This window comes from Streptomyces sp. NPDC054961 (assembly GCF_053609145.1).
In genome coordinates this window covers 23,820-37,953 of record NZ_JBSGWY010000009.1, presented here as the reverse complement: position 1 = coordinate 37,953, position 14,134 = coordinate 23,820, and the positions used below count along the sequence as shown (strand labels likewise).

15 protein-coding genes and 1 pseudogene are annotated in these 14,134 nt (G+C 72.7%); 8 read left to right on the top strand and 8 right to left on the bottom strand.

Annotated features, from left to right (window positions below; translation table 11 throughout):
• Nucleotides 1-321 precede the first annotated feature (321 nt).
• The 3 genes from lanKC to ACWF9Z_RS11450 form a co-directional block, all read right to left on the bottom strand.
• The gene (gene lanKC, locus ACWF9Z_RS11460) at nucleotides 322-2,919 is read right to left on the bottom strand and encodes a class III lanthionine synthetase LanKC (RefSeq protein ID WP_453600411.1); all 2,598 of its coding nucleotides are present in this window, start codon (nucleotides 2,917-2,919) and stop codon (nucleotides 322-324) included.
• A 716-nt stretch (nucleotides 2,920-3,635) separates the two neighbouring features.
• Nucleotides 3,636-4,013, bottom strand: coding sequence for an FKBP-type peptidyl-prolyl cis-trans isomerase (locus tag ACWF9Z_RS11455; protein WP_453600408.1), 378 nt, complete (start codon nucleotides 4,011-4,013; stop codon nucleotides 3,636-3,638).
• Between the two features lie 220 nt (nucleotides 4,014-4,233).
• Nucleotides 4,234-4,530: a hypothetical protein gene (locus ACWF9Z_RS11450; protein WP_453600405.1), complete on the bottom strand. Its 297-nt coding sequence runs from the start codon at nucleotides 4,528-4,530 to the stop codon at nucleotides 4,234-4,236.
• A 541-nt stretch (nucleotides 4,531-5,071) separates the two neighbouring features.
• Here ACWF9Z_RS11450 and ACWF9Z_RS11445 point away from each other — a divergent pair.
• From ACWF9Z_RS11445 to ACWF9Z_RS11435, 3 genes are all read left to right on the top strand, one after another.
• Nucleotides 5,072-5,347, top strand: coding sequence for a hypothetical protein (locus tag ACWF9Z_RS11445; RefSeq protein ID WP_453600402.1), 276 nt, complete (start codon nucleotides 5,072-5,074; stop codon nucleotides 5,345-5,347).
• A 170-nt stretch (nucleotides 5,348-5,517) separates the two neighbouring features.
• The gene (locus ACWF9Z_RS11440) at nucleotides 5,518-5,724 is read left to right on the top strand and encodes a hypothetical protein (RefSeq protein ID WP_453600399.1); all 207 of its coding nucleotides are present in this window, start codon (nucleotides 5,518-5,520) and stop codon (nucleotides 5,722-5,724) included.
• Between the two features lie 418 nt (nucleotides 5,725-6,142).
• Nucleotides 6,143-7,615 (top strand): sialidase family protein, encoded by a 1,473-nt coding sequence (locus ACWF9Z_RS11435; protein ID WP_453600397.1) that lies wholly within the window; start codon nucleotides 6,143-6,145, stop codon nucleotides 7,613-7,615.
• Between the two features lie 130 nt (nucleotides 7,616-7,745).
• Here ACWF9Z_RS11435 and ACWF9Z_RS11430 read toward each other — a convergent pair whose 3' ends face one another.
• Together ACWF9Z_RS11430 and ACWF9Z_RS11425 are read right to left on the bottom strand one after the other, a co-directional pair.
• On the bottom strand, nucleotides 7,746-7,952 hold the full coding sequence (locus ACWF9Z_RS11430) for a hypothetical protein (protein WP_453600394.1): 207 nt from the start codon (nucleotides 7,950-7,952) through the stop codon (nucleotides 7,746-7,748).
• A 52-nt stretch (nucleotides 7,953-8,004) separates the two neighbouring features.
• A complete protein-coding gene (locus tag ACWF9Z_RS11425) occupies nucleotides 8,005-8,571 on the bottom strand; it encodes a lanthionine synthetase LanC family protein (protein WP_453600721.1) in 567 nt (188 codons plus the stop codon).
• Here ACWF9Z_RS11425 and zapE point away from each other — a divergent pair.
• Nucleotides 8,556-9,404 carry a cell division protein ZapE gene (zapE, locus tag ACWF9Z_RS11420; RefSeq protein WP_453600391.1) on the top strand — a complete coding sequence of 283 codons (849 nt, stop codon included), beginning with the start codon at nucleotides 8,556-8,558 and terminating at the stop codon, nucleotides 9,402-9,404. The genes ACWF9Z_RS11425 and zapE overlap by 16 nt on opposite strands.
• A gap of 67 nt (nucleotides 9,405-9,471) precedes the next feature.
• Here the strand turns inward: zapE and ACWF9Z_RS11415 are convergent, their stop codons facing one another.
• The gene (locus ACWF9Z_RS11415) at nucleotides 9,472-9,894 is read right to left on the bottom strand and encodes an arsenate reductase ArsC (protein WP_453600388.1); all 423 of its coding nucleotides are present in this window, start codon (nucleotides 9,892-9,894) and stop codon (nucleotides 9,472-9,474) included.
• A 103-nt stretch (nucleotides 9,895-9,997) separates the two neighbouring features.
• Between ACWF9Z_RS11415 and ACWF9Z_RS11410 the strand changes: the two genes are divergently transcribed.
• The 3 genes and pseudogenes from ACWF9Z_RS11410 to ACWF9Z_RS11400 form a co-directional block, all read left to right on the top strand.
• A complete protein-coding gene (locus tag ACWF9Z_RS11410; RefSeq protein WP_453600385.1) occupies nucleotides 9,998-10,312 on the top strand; it encodes an ArsR/SmtB family transcription factor in 315 nt (104 codons plus the stop codon).
• 41 nt (nucleotides 10,313-10,353) lie between these two features.
• The gene (locus tag ACWF9Z_RS11405; RefSeq protein WP_453600382.1) at nucleotides 10,354-11,142 is read left to right on the top strand and encodes an aquaporin; all 789 of its coding nucleotides are present in this window, start codon (nucleotides 10,354-10,356) and stop codon (nucleotides 11,140-11,142) included.
• A gap of 95 nt (nucleotides 11,143-11,237) precedes the next feature.
• Nucleotides 11,238-11,399: pseudogene (locus ACWF9Z_RS11400) on the top strand (pyridine nucleotide-disulfide oxidoreductase); the annotation flags it as partial.
• A 161-nt stretch (nucleotides 11,400-11,560) separates the two neighbouring features.
• Here ACWF9Z_RS11400 and ACWF9Z_RS11395 read toward each other — a convergent pair.
• Both ACWF9Z_RS11395 and ACWF9Z_RS11390 read right to left on the bottom strand, forming a co-directional pair.
• Complete coding sequence (locus tag ACWF9Z_RS11395; protein ID WP_453600380.1) at nucleotides 11,561-12,058, bottom strand: N-acetyltransferase family protein; 498 nt, start codon at nucleotides 12,056-12,058, stop codon at nucleotides 11,561-11,563.
• Nucleotides 12,055-12,423 carry an ArsR/SmtB family transcription factor gene (locus ACWF9Z_RS11390; RefSeq protein WP_453600377.1) on the bottom strand — a complete coding sequence of 123 codons (369 nt, stop codon included), beginning with the start codon at nucleotides 12,421-12,423 and terminating at the stop codon, nucleotides 12,055-12,057. The genes ACWF9Z_RS11395 and ACWF9Z_RS11390 overlap by 4 nt, the downstream gene beginning before the upstream one ends.
• A gap of 295 nt (nucleotides 12,424-12,718) precedes the next feature.
• Here ACWF9Z_RS11390 and ACWF9Z_RS11385 point away from each other — a divergent pair, with 295 nt between their 5' ends.
• Complete coding sequence (locus ACWF9Z_RS11385; protein WP_453600374.1) at nucleotides 12,719-14,086, top strand: FAD-dependent oxidoreductase; 1,368 nt, start codon at nucleotides 12,719-12,721, stop codon at nucleotides 14,084-14,086.
• Nucleotides 14,087-14,134 lie beyond the last annotated feature (48 nt).

The following is a 14,134-nucleotide window of genomic DNA, read 5'->3' as shown; positions in this document are numbered from 1 at the left end:
GCCGCCGGGGGGGGCCCGGCGGGGGGGGGGGGGCGGGCCCCGCGGGGCGGGGCGGGGGGGGGCGCCCCCCCCCCCCCCCCCCCTTCCAGGTGGAGGCGCGTTACATCGGCTCGGGGAAGATGTCGCCGATGCTCCAGGCGACGCTGAAGCAGGGGGGGAGGACGGACTCCGGCTCGGTGTCCAGTGCCTGGAGCGCGAGGATCTGGTTCATGGATGGTCTCCACTTTCTTCTCGGGGTCGTGTCGGTCGGTCACTGCGTACCCGGGCACGGAGCTGATCGCCGCCGTGCCCAGGCGTTCTTGGGACGCACGCCCGGTGCCGTCAGCGGGCTGCCGGTATCCGGGGACGCGCGTGGTGGGGCTCCGTCAGGAGCGGGCCGGACAGCAGCCGGTGCAGGGCCAGTAGGACGCCGGCCCCGCCACTGGACAGGTCGGCGGTGAACCGCTGCGAACCCGCTCCGAGGAAGCGGACTCCGCGCCGGTACGGGACGGCGTACTTCAGCAGGCCGGTCGCGGCGCGCACGGCGTCCTCGCGGGCGGAGTCCGTTCCCGTGAGCTCGGCGTGCTCGGTCAGGAACCAGGTCAGTCCGGCCAGCCCCCGGTACAGGCCCGCCTCCTTCGTGGCGCAGGAGACCCGGATGCCGGCGACCAGCCTCGGGAGCGCCGCGGCGCAGCGCTCGTCCGGCGCGGTGGCCACGTAGCGGGTGAGCACCGCCGCCACCCCGGCCGCGCCCGTGGCCAGGTACGGCATGGCACGGGTGAGCCGCGCGTCGTCGGAGACGGACAGGGCGCCGTCGTCCAGCGGGAAGGTCCGGTCCAGCTCCTGGTGGAGCAGCCGGCGGCCCGCCTCCAGCCAGGGGGCCTCTCCGGTGTCGCGGGCCAGGCGGTGGAGGAAGAGGGCGAGCCCCGAGCGGCCGTGCAGCAGGCCGCGGGCGTCGTGCTCGCCGAGGGCGGCCTGCAGGTCGGGGGTGCGCAGCAGCCCCGCCCCCGCCGCGGCGGCCCGCTCCAGGTGGCTGCTCTCCCCGGTCAGCCGGTACAGGGCGAGCCAGCCCAGGCCGACCCCGGCCCTGCCACCGGCCAGCGTGCCGCAGGAGGCGGTGAGCTGGTGGCCGTCGGCGTCCCGGAGCAGGTCGACGGCCTCGTCCAGCCGGCCGAGGCCGGCGAGCACCCGGGCGATGCCGGCCGAGCCGACGAGCAGTCCGGGGGGCAGCGCGTCGCGCAGCGCCAGCGTGTCGCGGCGCAGCCGCTCGAGGATCTCCTCCGGTACCGCGACACCGGCGCGGTGCAGGGCGTGCACCACCCCGGCCGTGCCGTAGGCCAGGCACACGTTGTTGGTCCGGAACGCCTCGGGCGAGGGCGGGAAGGCCCACTCCGGCCGTCCGGCGTCGGCCGTCTCCAGCAGCCCCGCGGCCACCTCTTCGGCCAGCCGGGTGAGACAGCCGCGCGGATCGGCGTCCAGCTCGGCGGGGGAGGGCAGGCGGCCGGGACCGTCCTGGTCCCGCGCCCGGCCCTCCGTCAGGTGGAAGGCGGTCGCCCGCCGCCACAGGTCCTGCGGCGGAGCCACGTCCGCCAGATCGCGGCGCAGCAGCGCGAGGTTGGCCGGGGCGTGTTCGGCGATCTCGTTGAACGGCGCCAGGCAGGCGAGGGCGACGGCCGACATGCCGTACCGGTCGTGCAGCAGCGGATCGGTGTCGGCCCGGCGCAGGCCGGGCGGCGGCGTGAACCCCGGGGTGCCCATCTTCGAGGGTGCCTCGGACAGCGCCGAGGCCGCCTCGAAGTCCACCAGCCGGACCCCGCCCGACGGCGTGACCAGGACATTGCCCAGGCTGAGGTCACCGAACCGGTAGCCGGCGGCGTGCAGCCGCTCGAGCGAGGCGTCCAGCGCGGCCAGCAGGCGCCGGCACGCCTCGTAGTACGCGGCGACGGACTCGGCCGTGCGGTCGGCGCGGGCCAGCGGGGAGGACCGGCTCAGCCAGCCCATCAGCGGCTGTCCCTCGATGTACTCGGTGACGAGGAAGTCGTGCTCCCACTCCGTGAAGTGGTCGAGCGGCTCCGGGCCCACCCCCGGGGCGGCCTCGTGCAGCTCGCGCAGCACGCGGTACTCGTGCCGCAGCCGCTGCTGCGCGTCGGTCCCGTCGAAGACCAGGCCGTTGTGCGCGCGGGCCTCCTTGACGAAGACGCTGCGGCCGGTCCGCCGGTCCCGCGCCTGGTAGGCGCCGCCGGCGTTGCTCAGGCGCACCGCGCGGGTCACCTCGTAGTCGCGGATCAGGATCGGGCCCGCGTGCGGCTGCTCCTCCTGCTCGACGAAGGGGTCCGAGATCCCCGCGGGCAGGTGGAAGGCGGGCACCCGGTGGTCCACGACCTCACGGCCGGAGCCGTCGCGGACCAGCCCCTCCCGGGTACCGTCGGCCCGCAGCCGGCTGCGGCCAGCGAAGGAGCCGTAGCGGTAGTGGACCGTCCGCGCGTCACGAAAACGCCGGTCGGTCAGGACGTACGGCCCCTCCTCCCCGTCGAGCGCGTCGCGCAGGCGTTCCAGCAGCCGCCGGGCGGTCGCCGCGTCCGGCGGGTAGACGGCGCAGAACTTGCCCGCCTGGGACCGCGCGGCGTGTTTGTGATGGAGGAACAGGAAGAAGAGCCGGGCGCTCAGGTGCTTGAACGGCACGCCTTCGGAGAAGCAGATCCCGGCGACCGTGTCGAGCACGTGCTGCGCCCGGTCCAGCCGCGCCGACACGTGGATCTTCCAGCCCTGCTCGGCGAGCCCGGTCCGCGGACCGCCCCAGACCGTCCAGATGCCCTGGGCGGCGCCGCGTGAGCCCGGCGGCACCTCGCCGGGAGCGAAGCGCGGCCCTGGGTCGGCCACGCTCGGCAGCGGCAGGTAGTACTCCCGGTCCGCCAGCGCTTCGCCGAAGCCTTCGAGCACGGGATCTCCTCACGGGACGGTAGGGGGCTGCCAGGACGGTCGCGCCGGACGCCAGCACCGGGAGGAACGGAAACGCTTCGGTGGCGGCATGCGACCGGTATCGGGCGATACCGCCCTCCTGGGTGGCACCTCGGGACCCTCGGGCCCTCGGGGCGCCCAAGGATGCAGCCCGGCCGCTCGAGATCAGGTCGGAGAGGGGTCGAAACGTGAGGAATCGCCGTAGGAAAGGCGCCCCCTACCCAGGTCGGGCGTGCCACGGAGCGGTGGTTCGGGGTCGATGAGGGGGCACGGGCCCGGTCCGACCGGCTGGAGCCCGACCTACTGGAGCCCGACCGGCTGGGCCCCTTCTCTCGTCAGGCCGCCGTCGCCCTGAGGGGGCCGACCCACCCGGGCGCCCCGATCACCCGTGCGTCCCGGCCCGGCCCGCCGCCGAGGCGCTGCGCATGCGGGGAGAGTCCTGCTGGCGTGCCGCGTGCCGCGTGCCGGGTACCGCGCCCGGCCACGTGGCGAGCTTCACGCGCCGGACAGGGCGCCGCCGACGCGGCGATCCGGCCGATCGGCGCGCTGCTCCTGGTGGTCACGGCCGCGTACTGGCCGCCCGCCGCGCGCACGGACAGGCCCCACTGCCGCGCGGCCTTCTGCTCCCGCGGCCGCGCAGCCGCCAGCCGCGCAGGCCCCCGCTCCGGCTCCCGCGGCCGACTGTCCGGCGGCCTTCCTCAGACCACGGAGAGCAGGTCCACCACGAAGACGAGCGTGGAACCCGCCGGGATCAACGGCGAGGGGGACTGGTTGCCGTAGCCGAGCCGCGGGGGAACGATGATCTCGCGCCGGCCGCCGACCTTCATCCCCCTCAGTCCCCGGTCCCAGCCCTTGATGACCCTGCCTCCACCCACCGCGAACTTGAACGGCTGGCCACGGTCCCAGGAGGCGTCGAACTCCCTGCCGGACTCGAAGGTGACCCCGACGTAGTGCACCCGGACCACCCGGCCCGGCTTCGCCTCGGGCCCGTCCCCGACGACGAGGTCGCGGACCGTCAGCTCCTGGGGAGCGTCACCCCCCGGAAGTTCGATCTCGGGCTTCGTCAGTTCACTCATCGCAGCCTCATCGCTCTCCGCGCAATCCCTCGTACCGAGCAGCCGGGCGCAGGGTCACTCCCCCGCTGATCGACTGAAGTACATCAAACCGCACGGAGCAGGGAGCACGGCGCCCGGTGACCGGCCGCGCTCCGTCCTCGGCAGGGCCACGGCGAGGACGGAGCCGAGTCCGCTGAGCCCCCTCAACCGACCCGTCCGCCTGTGAGGGCGCCCTTGAGGATCAGGTGCCGGAGTTGTCGACGAACCCCACGACGTCGAGGTATTCGATTTTCGGCGGGACGCCATAGATCCCCGTCACCTTGTCGACGATCTCCTCGGTGAAGAAGGCGCGGGCTTTCTCCTCGTCGTCCCACACGTAGAAGTTCCTTGCCTGAACGCCGTCTTCGTCGAGCATGAAGCTCTTGAAGCGAAGGCCGGCCATTCCTTCGAACGGCGCTCGGAGTTCGTCGGAAATCTTTGCGATAGTTGAACGATCGAACTTGTCGGTCCGCGTGAAAGTCACGAGCACGCCGATCATCGGGCCTCCTGCCGATTGGGTGAGCAAACGGTCGATCGAGTGACGCTAGCGGCGGATCCTAGTACACGCGGCCGGAAGTTCTGGATGGTTGGGCCGCGAGTCGGGGGAGCGTCTCGCGGTCGGCGGGGCGGGCTAGGGGCGCATTGAAATTTGCAGACGTGAATGTTCAGCCGAACGGGCGGGCGACAGGACGCGCCGTCCTCACGGCCCTGCCGGGCTGTGCTCTCCGCAGCGACACCTGGGCCTCCCATCGGCGCCCGCCGTCGGATGCGCAGGACGGCCGGGGGAGAGGATGCGACGCTGGAGTGAGGGGCCCGCGAGTGGAGGTCCGAGTGCGCCTCATCCGGTCCGAGGCCCTCTCCTCCGGCCTGGCGACCGTGTCCCGGTGCGGCTCAAGGATTGCGACGCGCCATCGTGCGGTCGGTCCGTGAGCCCGCCGTCCGGGGCACCGCTCACCGAGCGTCGTCAGGCGGCCTTACCGCGCGGATCCGGCCCGCCGGGACCAGGACCGCGCGACCGACCCGGAAGGCAGGTGCGTCCCATGCGCACGTCGACCCGTATCGCCAGTGCCCTCACCGGCCTGACCCTCGCCCTCGGTGGTGCGGTCCTCGCCGCTCCCGCGGTCCAGGCGGACATCCCCGCCTGCACGCAGATGGCCGAACTGGCCGGTGCCACCGATTCCGGCTCCGTCACAGCGGCTTGTGGCCGTGGCGTGGTCGGAGACCTGCAGAGTTGTGTGACCGGGCTGACCGGGGCCGGAGTGGCGGGCGGCGCCGCGACCGGTGCCTGCCGGGCGGCGGCCCACGAACCGCGTTAGTCGGTGACGCCATGCCCCTCCGCGCCCGGACAGCCACCGCCCGGCGCGGCGCCCGGCCTCGCCTCGCGGGCCCCGTGCGGAGCGCCCATGCTGAGTAAGAGGGCGCCGTCGTCTTGAGACTTGTCCCTTCCCGAAGGCCGAACGAAGGCGCCTGAGAGGAGGAGGAAGTCATGCGCACACGAAGAATCCTGGGCCTCGCCCTGGCCACGGCGACCCTCGCCGGCATGAGCGCCGTCGGCGCTGTCAGCGCCGGAGCCGCCTCGTCTCCGAACATCTCCAGAGACGACTGCACGGCCGCCGGCGGACAGATCGTCGGACGCCCCTACGCCGGCTACGTCTGCGCACTGCCTGACGGGACCACGCCGCAGATCACTTGACCCGTCGGCGCACCGTCACCGCATCGAGACGGACCGCGCCGTCCTGAACACCGCGCACACGGTCCAGCAGGTCATCCCGCTCCACCCACCCGTCTGAGCCAAGGCCGACCCCGCCGGCATCGTCAACCGGCACGCGGCCCACGGCCCTCTCCGGGGACCTCCGAGACGGCGCCGTAACAGCACGGCCCATTCGATGACCAAGGAGCCGACCGGCACCGCACACGCCGGTCGGCTCCGCCGTGCTCCTCGACGACCTCGGGGACGACTCCGTCGTTCGGCCCATCAAGGGCACCGGCTGCCACGCCGAAAAGGACCAAGCGGAGTCCCCCAGCATCGCGTTCCGGTATGCCTCCGCGCCCCAGCCGCCCCGATGACGGCGGTCCCGTACCCCGGCCGAGAGGCCCGGAGGAGATCACGCATGCGCGTCCGCCTGCCCCTGACCGCCGTCGCCACCGCCGCGCTCCTGCTCGTCACGGTCACCGGCGCGACTCCCGCCGCAGCAGACCGGAACCCCGACGGCACACCGCTGGTCAAGGTGTCCCAGGGCGACCCGTACGCGAAGTGCACCATCGGAGCGAGGTCCGCCGAAAGCGTCGTCTACCCGGGCAGCGAGGTCGAGCCGTACCTGTCCGTCGATCCGCGCGACCCCAAGCGCGTGGTCACCGTGTTCCAGCAGGATCGCTGGAACGACGGCGGCGCCCGTGGCCTGGCGGCCGGCTGGACCACGGACGGCCACACCTTCCACCGGAGCACGCTGCCGTTCAGCCTGTGCGCCCCCGGTGGCGCGGACTACGAACGGGCCTCCGACCCCTGGGTGAGCACCGGACCGGACGGCACGGTCTACGCCGGCGGGGAGGGCGTCGACTTCACGAAGAGCACGCGCAGCGCCCTCCTGGCCGTCACGTCCCGCGACGGCGGCCGCACTTGGCAGAACCTCACCACCACGCACGTCGACGAGCAGCCGTTCTTCAACGACAAGCCCTCACTCACCGCCGACCCGATCCGCAAGGGCACCGCCTACCAGGTCTGGGACCGCCTCGACAACGACCCACCCGGCCCGAGCTCCCTCGACGGTCCCGGCTACATTTCCGTCACCCGCGACGGCGGCCGCACCTGGAGCGAGGCCCGGCGGTTCGTCGACACCAGCGCCGTGGCCAACACCCAGACCATCGGCCATCTGATCGTCGCCGACCGGAACACCGGCACCCTGTACGACTTCTTCGACACGATCACCCTGGCCGACGACCTGACCACCGTCCTCGAAGCCCACTACGCGATGGTCACCTCGACGGACGCCGGAGAGACCTGGAGCGCGCCGGTCACCGTGGCCCGGGACACCTCCGTACCGGCGGTCGACCCGAACGACCCCACCAAGCTGCTGCGCACCGGGGCCACCCTGCCGAGCCCGGCCGTCGATCCCAAGACGGGCACCCTGTACATGGCCTACGAGGGCACGGACTTCTCCGCCGGCGCGTTCAACTCCGTCCAACTGGTGCGCTCCACCGACGGCGGACGCACCTGGGGGAGCCCCGAGCTGATCAGCCCCGACGCAGTGCCGGCCTTCTCCCCGTCGATCGCGGTCGACGAGCGGGGCACGGTCGCGCTCACCTACTACGACCTGCGCTTCCTCAAGCCGGGGGACACCACCACCCTGCCCACCGCCTACCAGCTGGCCACCCTGCCGCACGGACACCCGGGGCTGCAGACCGAACGACGGATCTCGCGGATCTTCGACTGGCTGCAGGCGCCGTTCGCCGGGGGCTACTTCCTCGGCGACTACCAAGGCCTCGTACCAGACGGCGAGGGCGTACGGGCGGTGCTCACCGAGACCCACTCCGATGCGCCACAGAACCGCACGGACGTGTACACCGGCAGTTTCCGCACCCGCTGACCGGCGCGGACGCCGTCTGCCGGCCCGACCGCCGACGGCCGCGTACAGGGCTCCCTCCCGGCCACGCTCGCGCGGGAGCGCCCCGCGGCGCGTGGCTACGGGGCGCGTGGCTACGGGCTGCCTCGTGCGGTCAGTCGATCTGCTGCCCGTTGTGCGTACCGCCCTTGCAGATGTTGGCCGTCAGATCGGGCGTTCCGCCGCCCTGCTTGCACTCGGAAGGGGTGACGTAGGTGGGGGCACCCTGTGCGGCGGCGGTGGCAGTGGCGGCGCCTGTGAGGCCGAGTCCGGTGAGGGCTGCCGTGGCGACGACTGCGGCGAGCATTCTTCGCATGCGCATGTGGTTTCCCTTTCACATATTGCCTCGGTTGGGACACTAGCCAGTTTGATCTTCACCCATGCGGGTGGCGCATTATGTTGCGCCATTCGGGTGATAGCGCGGTCGGGTGCGCGGCCGGGCGAGGACGCGGACACGGCTCAGCCGAGGGGAGGAGAAGGAGCGACGGAACGCGGATCGGGTCGCGGAGCCTCAGGAACAGGTAGCCGACGCCTGCCTCACCCAGCATGAGCGACGGGTTGGGGCCGCCACAGGACGTTCCGGACCGCCGGCGGTCCCGGGCCCCGGCCACATGGGAAGCCGCCGCGTGTGCCGCCTGCCGGTACCGCGGCTCCCTGAGCGTCGACCCGCCGGTGAAGAGAACCTCGGCCAGGCCCGACAGGCCGTGACAGAGACTGGCGTCGAAGTCGTCGCAACGCATCCATTCGCGCACGGTCCGCAGCGTGGTCTCGAGTGCCGCACGGGCCTTGTCCTGGTACTGGCTCCGCAGGGCGTGATCGAGCCGGCTCGCGCGGATGCGGGCCAGAGCGATACCCGGTGCGCCGTGGCACCAGGTGACGGCGAACCGCGACCCGGAGCGGCGCCGAGCCGCCGCCCAGGGGTCCTGTGGGGGGAAGCGCAGGTCGGGCCGGGCGCAAACGCCGCCTGCACCACGACTTCTTCCGGCGGCTGCACGACGGAGTGGCCGGACCGGGCGCCCGCCACGACGGGCAGAGCGCCGTCGACAGGGCCCTCGACGAGCTCATCGGGGACAGCAGGGTTCTGGTCTTCGACGAGTTCCACGCGCACGACGCGGGCGACGCGATGCTCATCGCACGCCTCTTCCGCACGCTGCTCGACCGCCGGATCACCCTGGTCACCACCTCGAACTACCCGCCCGCCGGCCTGATGCCGGACCCGCTCTACCACCACCTGTTCGAGCCGACCATCCAGCTCATCGAGGAGCGGATGGACGTCCTGGACGTCTCGGGTCCGGTGGACTTCCGCCGGGTCGCGGCGCCCGCGACGCAGGACGGCCGCCGCCGGTTCGCGACCGGCCTGTGCCTGGCCCCGGGGGACACCGCCCTGGGGGCGCTGGGGCTCACCGCCCCGGAGCCCACGGAGGCCGCCTCCGTCCAGGCCCACCTGCGGGAGCTGCCGGCCCGCGCGGTCCGCGGCGACCTCGTGTGGTTCGCCTTCGACGCGCTGTGCGAGGCCGCGACGGGGGTGCCCGACTACCTCGCCCTCGCGGAACGGTTCCCCACCCTGGTGCTGGACGGGGTACCGCCGCTGGCCGAGGCCTCCGCGGACGGACGGCAGCGGTTCGCGAACCTCGTCGACGTCGCCTGCGACCGCGACATCCGGCTCGTTCTCATCGGCTCCGACCCGCTGGCCTCCCTCCCCGGCGGCCAGGCCCTCACCCGCGACCTGGACCGCACGACGAGCCGGCTCGCGATGCTCGGGCGCCCGAGCTGAGTCCGGCGCCGGCCGCCGGGTGCCCCATCGGGTGATCCGGCGGCCGTGCCGAGCCGGCCCGCGGCGGTCAGTTCGTCTTCTTCTGTGCGTCCATCTCGGCGATCAGGCCCTCGATGAGGCCCTTGATCTCGTCGCGGATCGGGCGGACGGCCTCGACGCCCTGGCCCGCCGGGTCCTCGAGCTGCCAGTCCAGGTAGGTCTTGCCCGGGAAGTACGGGCAGGCGTCCCCGCAGCCCATGGTGATGATGTAGTCCGACGCCTGGGCCGCCGCAGGGGTGAGGACCTTCGGCGTCTGGTCGGAGATGTCGATGCCCAGCTCAGCCATCGCGGCCACCGCGGAGGGATTGATCTGGTCGCCCGGCACGGATCCGGCGGAGCGGACCTCGATGCGGTCACCGGCGAGGTGGCGCAGGAAGCCCGCGGCCATCTGGGAGCGGCCGGCGTTGTGGATGCAGACGAAGAGAACGGACGCGATCGGGTTCGCGGACATCGGCTTTTCCTTCATGGCGGGCACGGCTGCGGCAGGCCACAGATCCGTGGCACGGTTCAGCCTGGACTGGTGTCAGCCCTCGGTGATGTGAAAATATCAGTCCATGATGACGTCAGTCGACACTGATCTGATCCGGGTGCTGGCCGACCCGCTCAGGCTCCAGATCGTGACCCTCCTCGCCAAGGAGACGCTCTGCACCACCCACCTCGTGGAGGAGACGGGTGCCAAGCAGACGAACCTCTCCAACCACATGAAGGTGCTGCGCGAGGCCGGGGTCGTGGATACGGAGCCGTGCGGGAGGTACGTCTACTACCGCCTGCGCCCGGAAGTCATCGAATTGCTCGCGGGTCAGTTCGCCGGCCTTGCCCGGACCGCGCGTGCTACCGCCGAAGCGAACCTCAAGCGGTCCTGCCCGTAGCCCTTTCGCGCGCTGCCTCACCTGCCCGAGGAGAACCTGCCTTGACCGCCACCGAGTCCGTCGACGCCGCCCCCGCGGGGTCGGTCATAGTCGACGCGCCGCAGCCTGCCCCTGGCGCGACCCCGCCCCGTGCCCCGCTGGTCGCCCGCGCCGCCGCCGAGCTGGTCGGCACCGCCGCCCTGGTGGCGGTCGTGGTCGGCTCCGGCGTCCAGGCGACGAAGCTCACCGACGACGTCGCGCTGCAGCTGCTGGCCAATTCCACCGCCACCGTCTTCGGCCTCGGCGTGCTGATCGCGCTCCTCGGGCCGGTCTCGGGCGCGCACTTCAACCCGGCCGTGACGCTGGCCGAGTGGTGGACCGCCCGCCGTGGCGGCGCCGGCGTCAACGTCCGCGAGCTCGCCGTGTACGTGCCCGCGCAGATCGCCGGTGCGATCGCGGGCGCGATCCTCGCGGACGCGATGTTCGGAGAGCCGCTGGTGAAGTGGTCCAGTCACGATCGATCCGCCGGGAACCTGCTGCTGGGCGAGGTCGTCGCCACCGCCGGGTTGATCCTGCTGATCTTCGGCCTGGCCAAGACCGACCGGCTCCGCTTCGCGCCCGTCGCGGTCGCCTCCTACATCGGCGCGGCGTACTGGTTCACCTCGTCCACCTCCTTCGCCAACCCTGCCGTCACCATCGGCCGGGCCTTCACCGACACCTTCGCCGGCATCGCCCCGGCGTCCGTGCCCGCGTTCATCGGTATGCAGTTGATCGGCGCCGCGGTCGGTCTGGCGCTGGTGGCGGTCATCTTCATGTGCGGCACGGCCGGCCGGGGAGAGCCCGCGGCATGACGCGGCACACCGGCGTGGTGGTGATCGGCGGCGTCCAAGCCGGGCTCGCCGCCGGCCACCACCTGCGCCGCCTGGGCGTCGAGCACGTCATCCGAACACGCGGGCGCATCGCCACGGACGGCACCCGAGCCGTCGACGACCCGCGCCTGCACCTCCTCGGGTACGGCGACTGGACCGGGCCCGCCTCCGCGACTCTGATCGGCGTCGGCCGCCCGGCCCGCCAGGCGGCCCGGCAGATCGCCGATCTCCTAGGCTGACCTGCCGCGGTGCAGCTCAGCGGCCGGTCAGGGTCAGCTGGCGGTGGTGGAAGTCGAAAGGCCGGGTGGGGTAGCGGTAGGGGTCCGCCGGACGCGTCATGTCCCGCTGCTTTCCCTCGGGCCGTAGTGATACCCGCTCCGCGGCCTGGTTCACCGCATCGTCAGGTGACGGCTGGGCTGCGGCGCTCCAGCAGGATGACGTCCCGCCAGGCTCCGTGGTGGCGTCCGATCCGCTCGCGGGTGCCGATCACCCGGAAGCCGGCCTTGGCGTGGACGGCCAGGCTCGCGGCGTTCTCGGGGAAGATCCCGGACTGGATCGTCCAGACCCCCGCTGCTTCCGTGGAGGCGATCAGCGCGTTCAGCAGGGCGCGGGCGACGCCGCGGCCACGGGCGGCGGGGTGGACGTAGACGGAGTGCTCGACCACGCCGGCGTACGCGCACCGGTCCGAGACCGCGCTCGCCGCGACCCAGCCGAGTACTGCCGTGTGCTCGTCGAGCGCGACGAAGCGGTGCTCGGCCAGCTTCGCCGCGTCGAAGGTGGTCCAGTCCGGCGCGGTGGTCTCGAAGGTGGCGTTGCCTTCGTCGATTCCGGTCTGGTAGATCGCCAGGGTCTGCTCGGCGTGCTCGGGCAGCAGCGGGGCGATGCGCACCATGCTCATGCCGCCTTCGTGGCGCCGGTCAGCAGCGCGCCCATGGCGGCGAGGACGGCAGGCTCGACCCGGTAGTACACCCAGGTTCCGCGCCGCTCGGAGGACAGTAGGCCGGCTTCCTTGAGCTTCTTCAGGTGGTGGGAGACGGTCGGCTGGGAGACGCCCACGTCGGAGATGTCGCACACGCATGCTTCTCCGCCCTCGTGCGAGGCGACGGCGGAGAACAGGCGCAGCCGCACGGGGTCGCTCAGCGCCTTGAACATCTTCGCTGCGACCTCGGCCTCCTCCGCCGACATGGGGCGCTCGTTCAGTGGCGGGCAGCAGGGCGCCACGGCCTCGGTCTCCAGGAGCGGCAACGCCTTCACATTCGACATACGTCTATGTTGACATATGTCGAATCAGCGCGGGAGGGGCCTTTCACCTGCGGCCGGGACGAACGGCCGGGCGACGGGCGGCGCGTTCTGCGTCCAGGCGCCGTCGCGGTGTCGCAGCCGGTGTGGGTGAGCCGGGGATGCGGGTCCCGGCCGAGCGGATGCCGGCGGCCGAGGTGGGCCGCGACCTCGCCCACCCCCATGAATTCGATGAATGTCTATGTTGACGTATATCGAAACAAGTGCCACGCTGATCACACAAGCCATCGACAGACATCGAAACAACCGGGAGCCGATCGTGAACGCGCCTGCCACCACCGACCTGCCCGTCGTCGTGATCGGGGCCGGACCCGCCGGTCTGGCCGCCGCCGCCCACCTCGAGGACCGCGGCCTGGACTTCCTCGTCCTCGAAGCCGGCCCGCACGCCGGTGCCGCCACCCGTGCATGGGCGCACGTACGGTTGTTCTCCCGGTGGGGTGAAGTCGTCGACCCGGCCGCCGAGAAGCTCCTCGCCCCGACCGGCTGGGTCAAGCCGGATGCGGCCGCGTACCCGACCGGCGGGGACTGGGCCGAGCTCTACCTCCAGCCCCTCGCCGACGTCCTGGGCGACCGCGTCCGCTTCGGCGCCCGCGTCACCGGCGTCTCCCGCACCGGCCGCGACCGCATCGTTGACGCCGACCGCGACGCCCAGCCCTTCGTCGTCCACATCGAGCACGCCGACGGCCGCGAGGAGCGCGTCTTCGCCCGCGCCGTGATCGACGCCTCCGGCACCTGGTCCACCCCCAGCCCGGCAGGCGGCAGCGGGCTGCCCGCCCTGGGCGAGAAGGCCGCCGCCGACCGGATCACCTACCGGGTCCCCCGCCTCGAGGACCCCGCAGTGCGCTCCCGCTATGCGGGCAAGCGCACCGCGGTGATCGGCTCCGGCGCCTCCGCCTTCACGGCCCTCGCCTATCTCGCCGACCTCGCCGAGACCGAGGACGGCGCGGGCACCAAGGCGCTCTGGGTCCTGCGCCGCGGCATCTCCGGCTCCACCTTCGGCGGCGGCGAAGCCGACCAGCTCCCCGCCCGCGGCGCCCTCGGCCTCGCCGCCAAGGCCGCCGTCGACAACGGGTGCGCCGACGCGGTCACCGGCTTCCGCACCGACGCCGTCGAACGCGACGCCGGGGGCCGCCTGATCCTCGTCGGGGAGGATGGCCGCCGCCTCGACGCCGTCGACGAGGTGATCGTGCTGACCGGCTTCCGCCCCGACCTCACCTTCCTCGACGAGCTCCGCCTCGGCCTCGACGAGCGCCTCCAGGCCCCCGTCGGGCTGGCGCCGCTGATCGACCCCAACCAGCACTCCTGCGGCACCGTCTACCCCCACGGCGTCAACGAGCTGTCCCACCCGGAGAAGGACGTCTACCTGGTCGGCATGAAGTCCTACGGCCGCGCCCCCACCTTCCTCGCCATGACCGGCTACGAGCAGGTCCGCTCCATCGCCGCCCACCTCGCCGGCGACCAGGAAGCCGCCGAACGCGTCGAACTCACCCTCCCCGAGACCGGAGTCTGCGGCGGAGCCGGCCTCTTCGACCAGCCCGAGACCACCGAACAGAGCAGTGGCGGCGGCTGCTGCGCGGCCCCGGCCACCCTCACCATCGGCGCGCCCGCCTCCTCCGGCGGATGCTGACCCACGTGCCAAGGCCGGCGTGGCCGCGACCGGGACGGGGGTCCGGTC

What these genes read in the sequence shown, in the direction of transcription:
- ACWF9Z_RS11430 (WP_453600394.1), bottom strand. Translation starts at nt 7,952, where the DNA reads ATGCGCATGCGAAGAATGCTCGCCGCAGTCGTCGCCACGGCAGCCCTC.
- ACWF9Z_RS11390 (WP_453600377.1), bottom strand. Translation starts at nt 12,423, where the DNA reads ATGTCGAATGTGAAGGCGTTGCCGCTCCTGGAGACCGAGGCCGTGGCG.
- ACWF9Z_RS11450 (WP_453600405.1), bottom strand. Translation starts at nt 4,530, where the DNA reads ATGATCGGCGTGCTCGTGACTTTCACGCGGACCGACAAGTTCGATCGT.
- ACWF9Z_RS11410 (WP_453600385.1), top strand. Translation starts at nt 9,998, where the DNA reads ATGATGACGTCAGTCGACACTGATCTGATCCGGGTGCTGGCCGACCCG.
- ACWF9Z_RS11440 (WP_453600399.1), top strand. Translation starts at nt 5,518, where the DNA reads ATGCGCACACGAAGAATCCTGGGCCTCGCCCTGGCCACGGCGACCCTC.
- ACWF9Z_RS11415 (WP_453600388.1), bottom strand. Translation starts at nt 9,894, where the DNA reads ATGTCCGCGAACCCGATCGCGTCCGTTCTCTTCGTCTGCATCCACAAC.
- ACWF9Z_RS11445 (WP_453600402.1), top strand. Translation starts at nt 5,072, where the DNA reads ATGCGCACGTCGACCCGTATCGCCAGTGCCCTCACCGGCCTGACCCTC.
- ACWF9Z_RS11455 (WP_453600408.1), bottom strand. Translation starts at nt 4,013, where the DNA reads ATGAGTGAACTGACGAAGCCCGAGATCGAACTTCCGGGGGGTGACGCT.
- ACWF9Z_RS11395 (WP_453600380.1), bottom strand. Translation starts at nt 12,058, where the DNA reads ATGAGCATGGTGCGCATCGCCCCGCTGCTGCCCGAGCACGCCGAGCAG.
- ACWF9Z_RS11435 (WP_453600397.1), top strand. Translation starts at nt 6,143, where the DNA reads ATGCGCGTCCGCCTGCCCCTGACCGCCGTCGCCACCGCCGCGCTCCTG.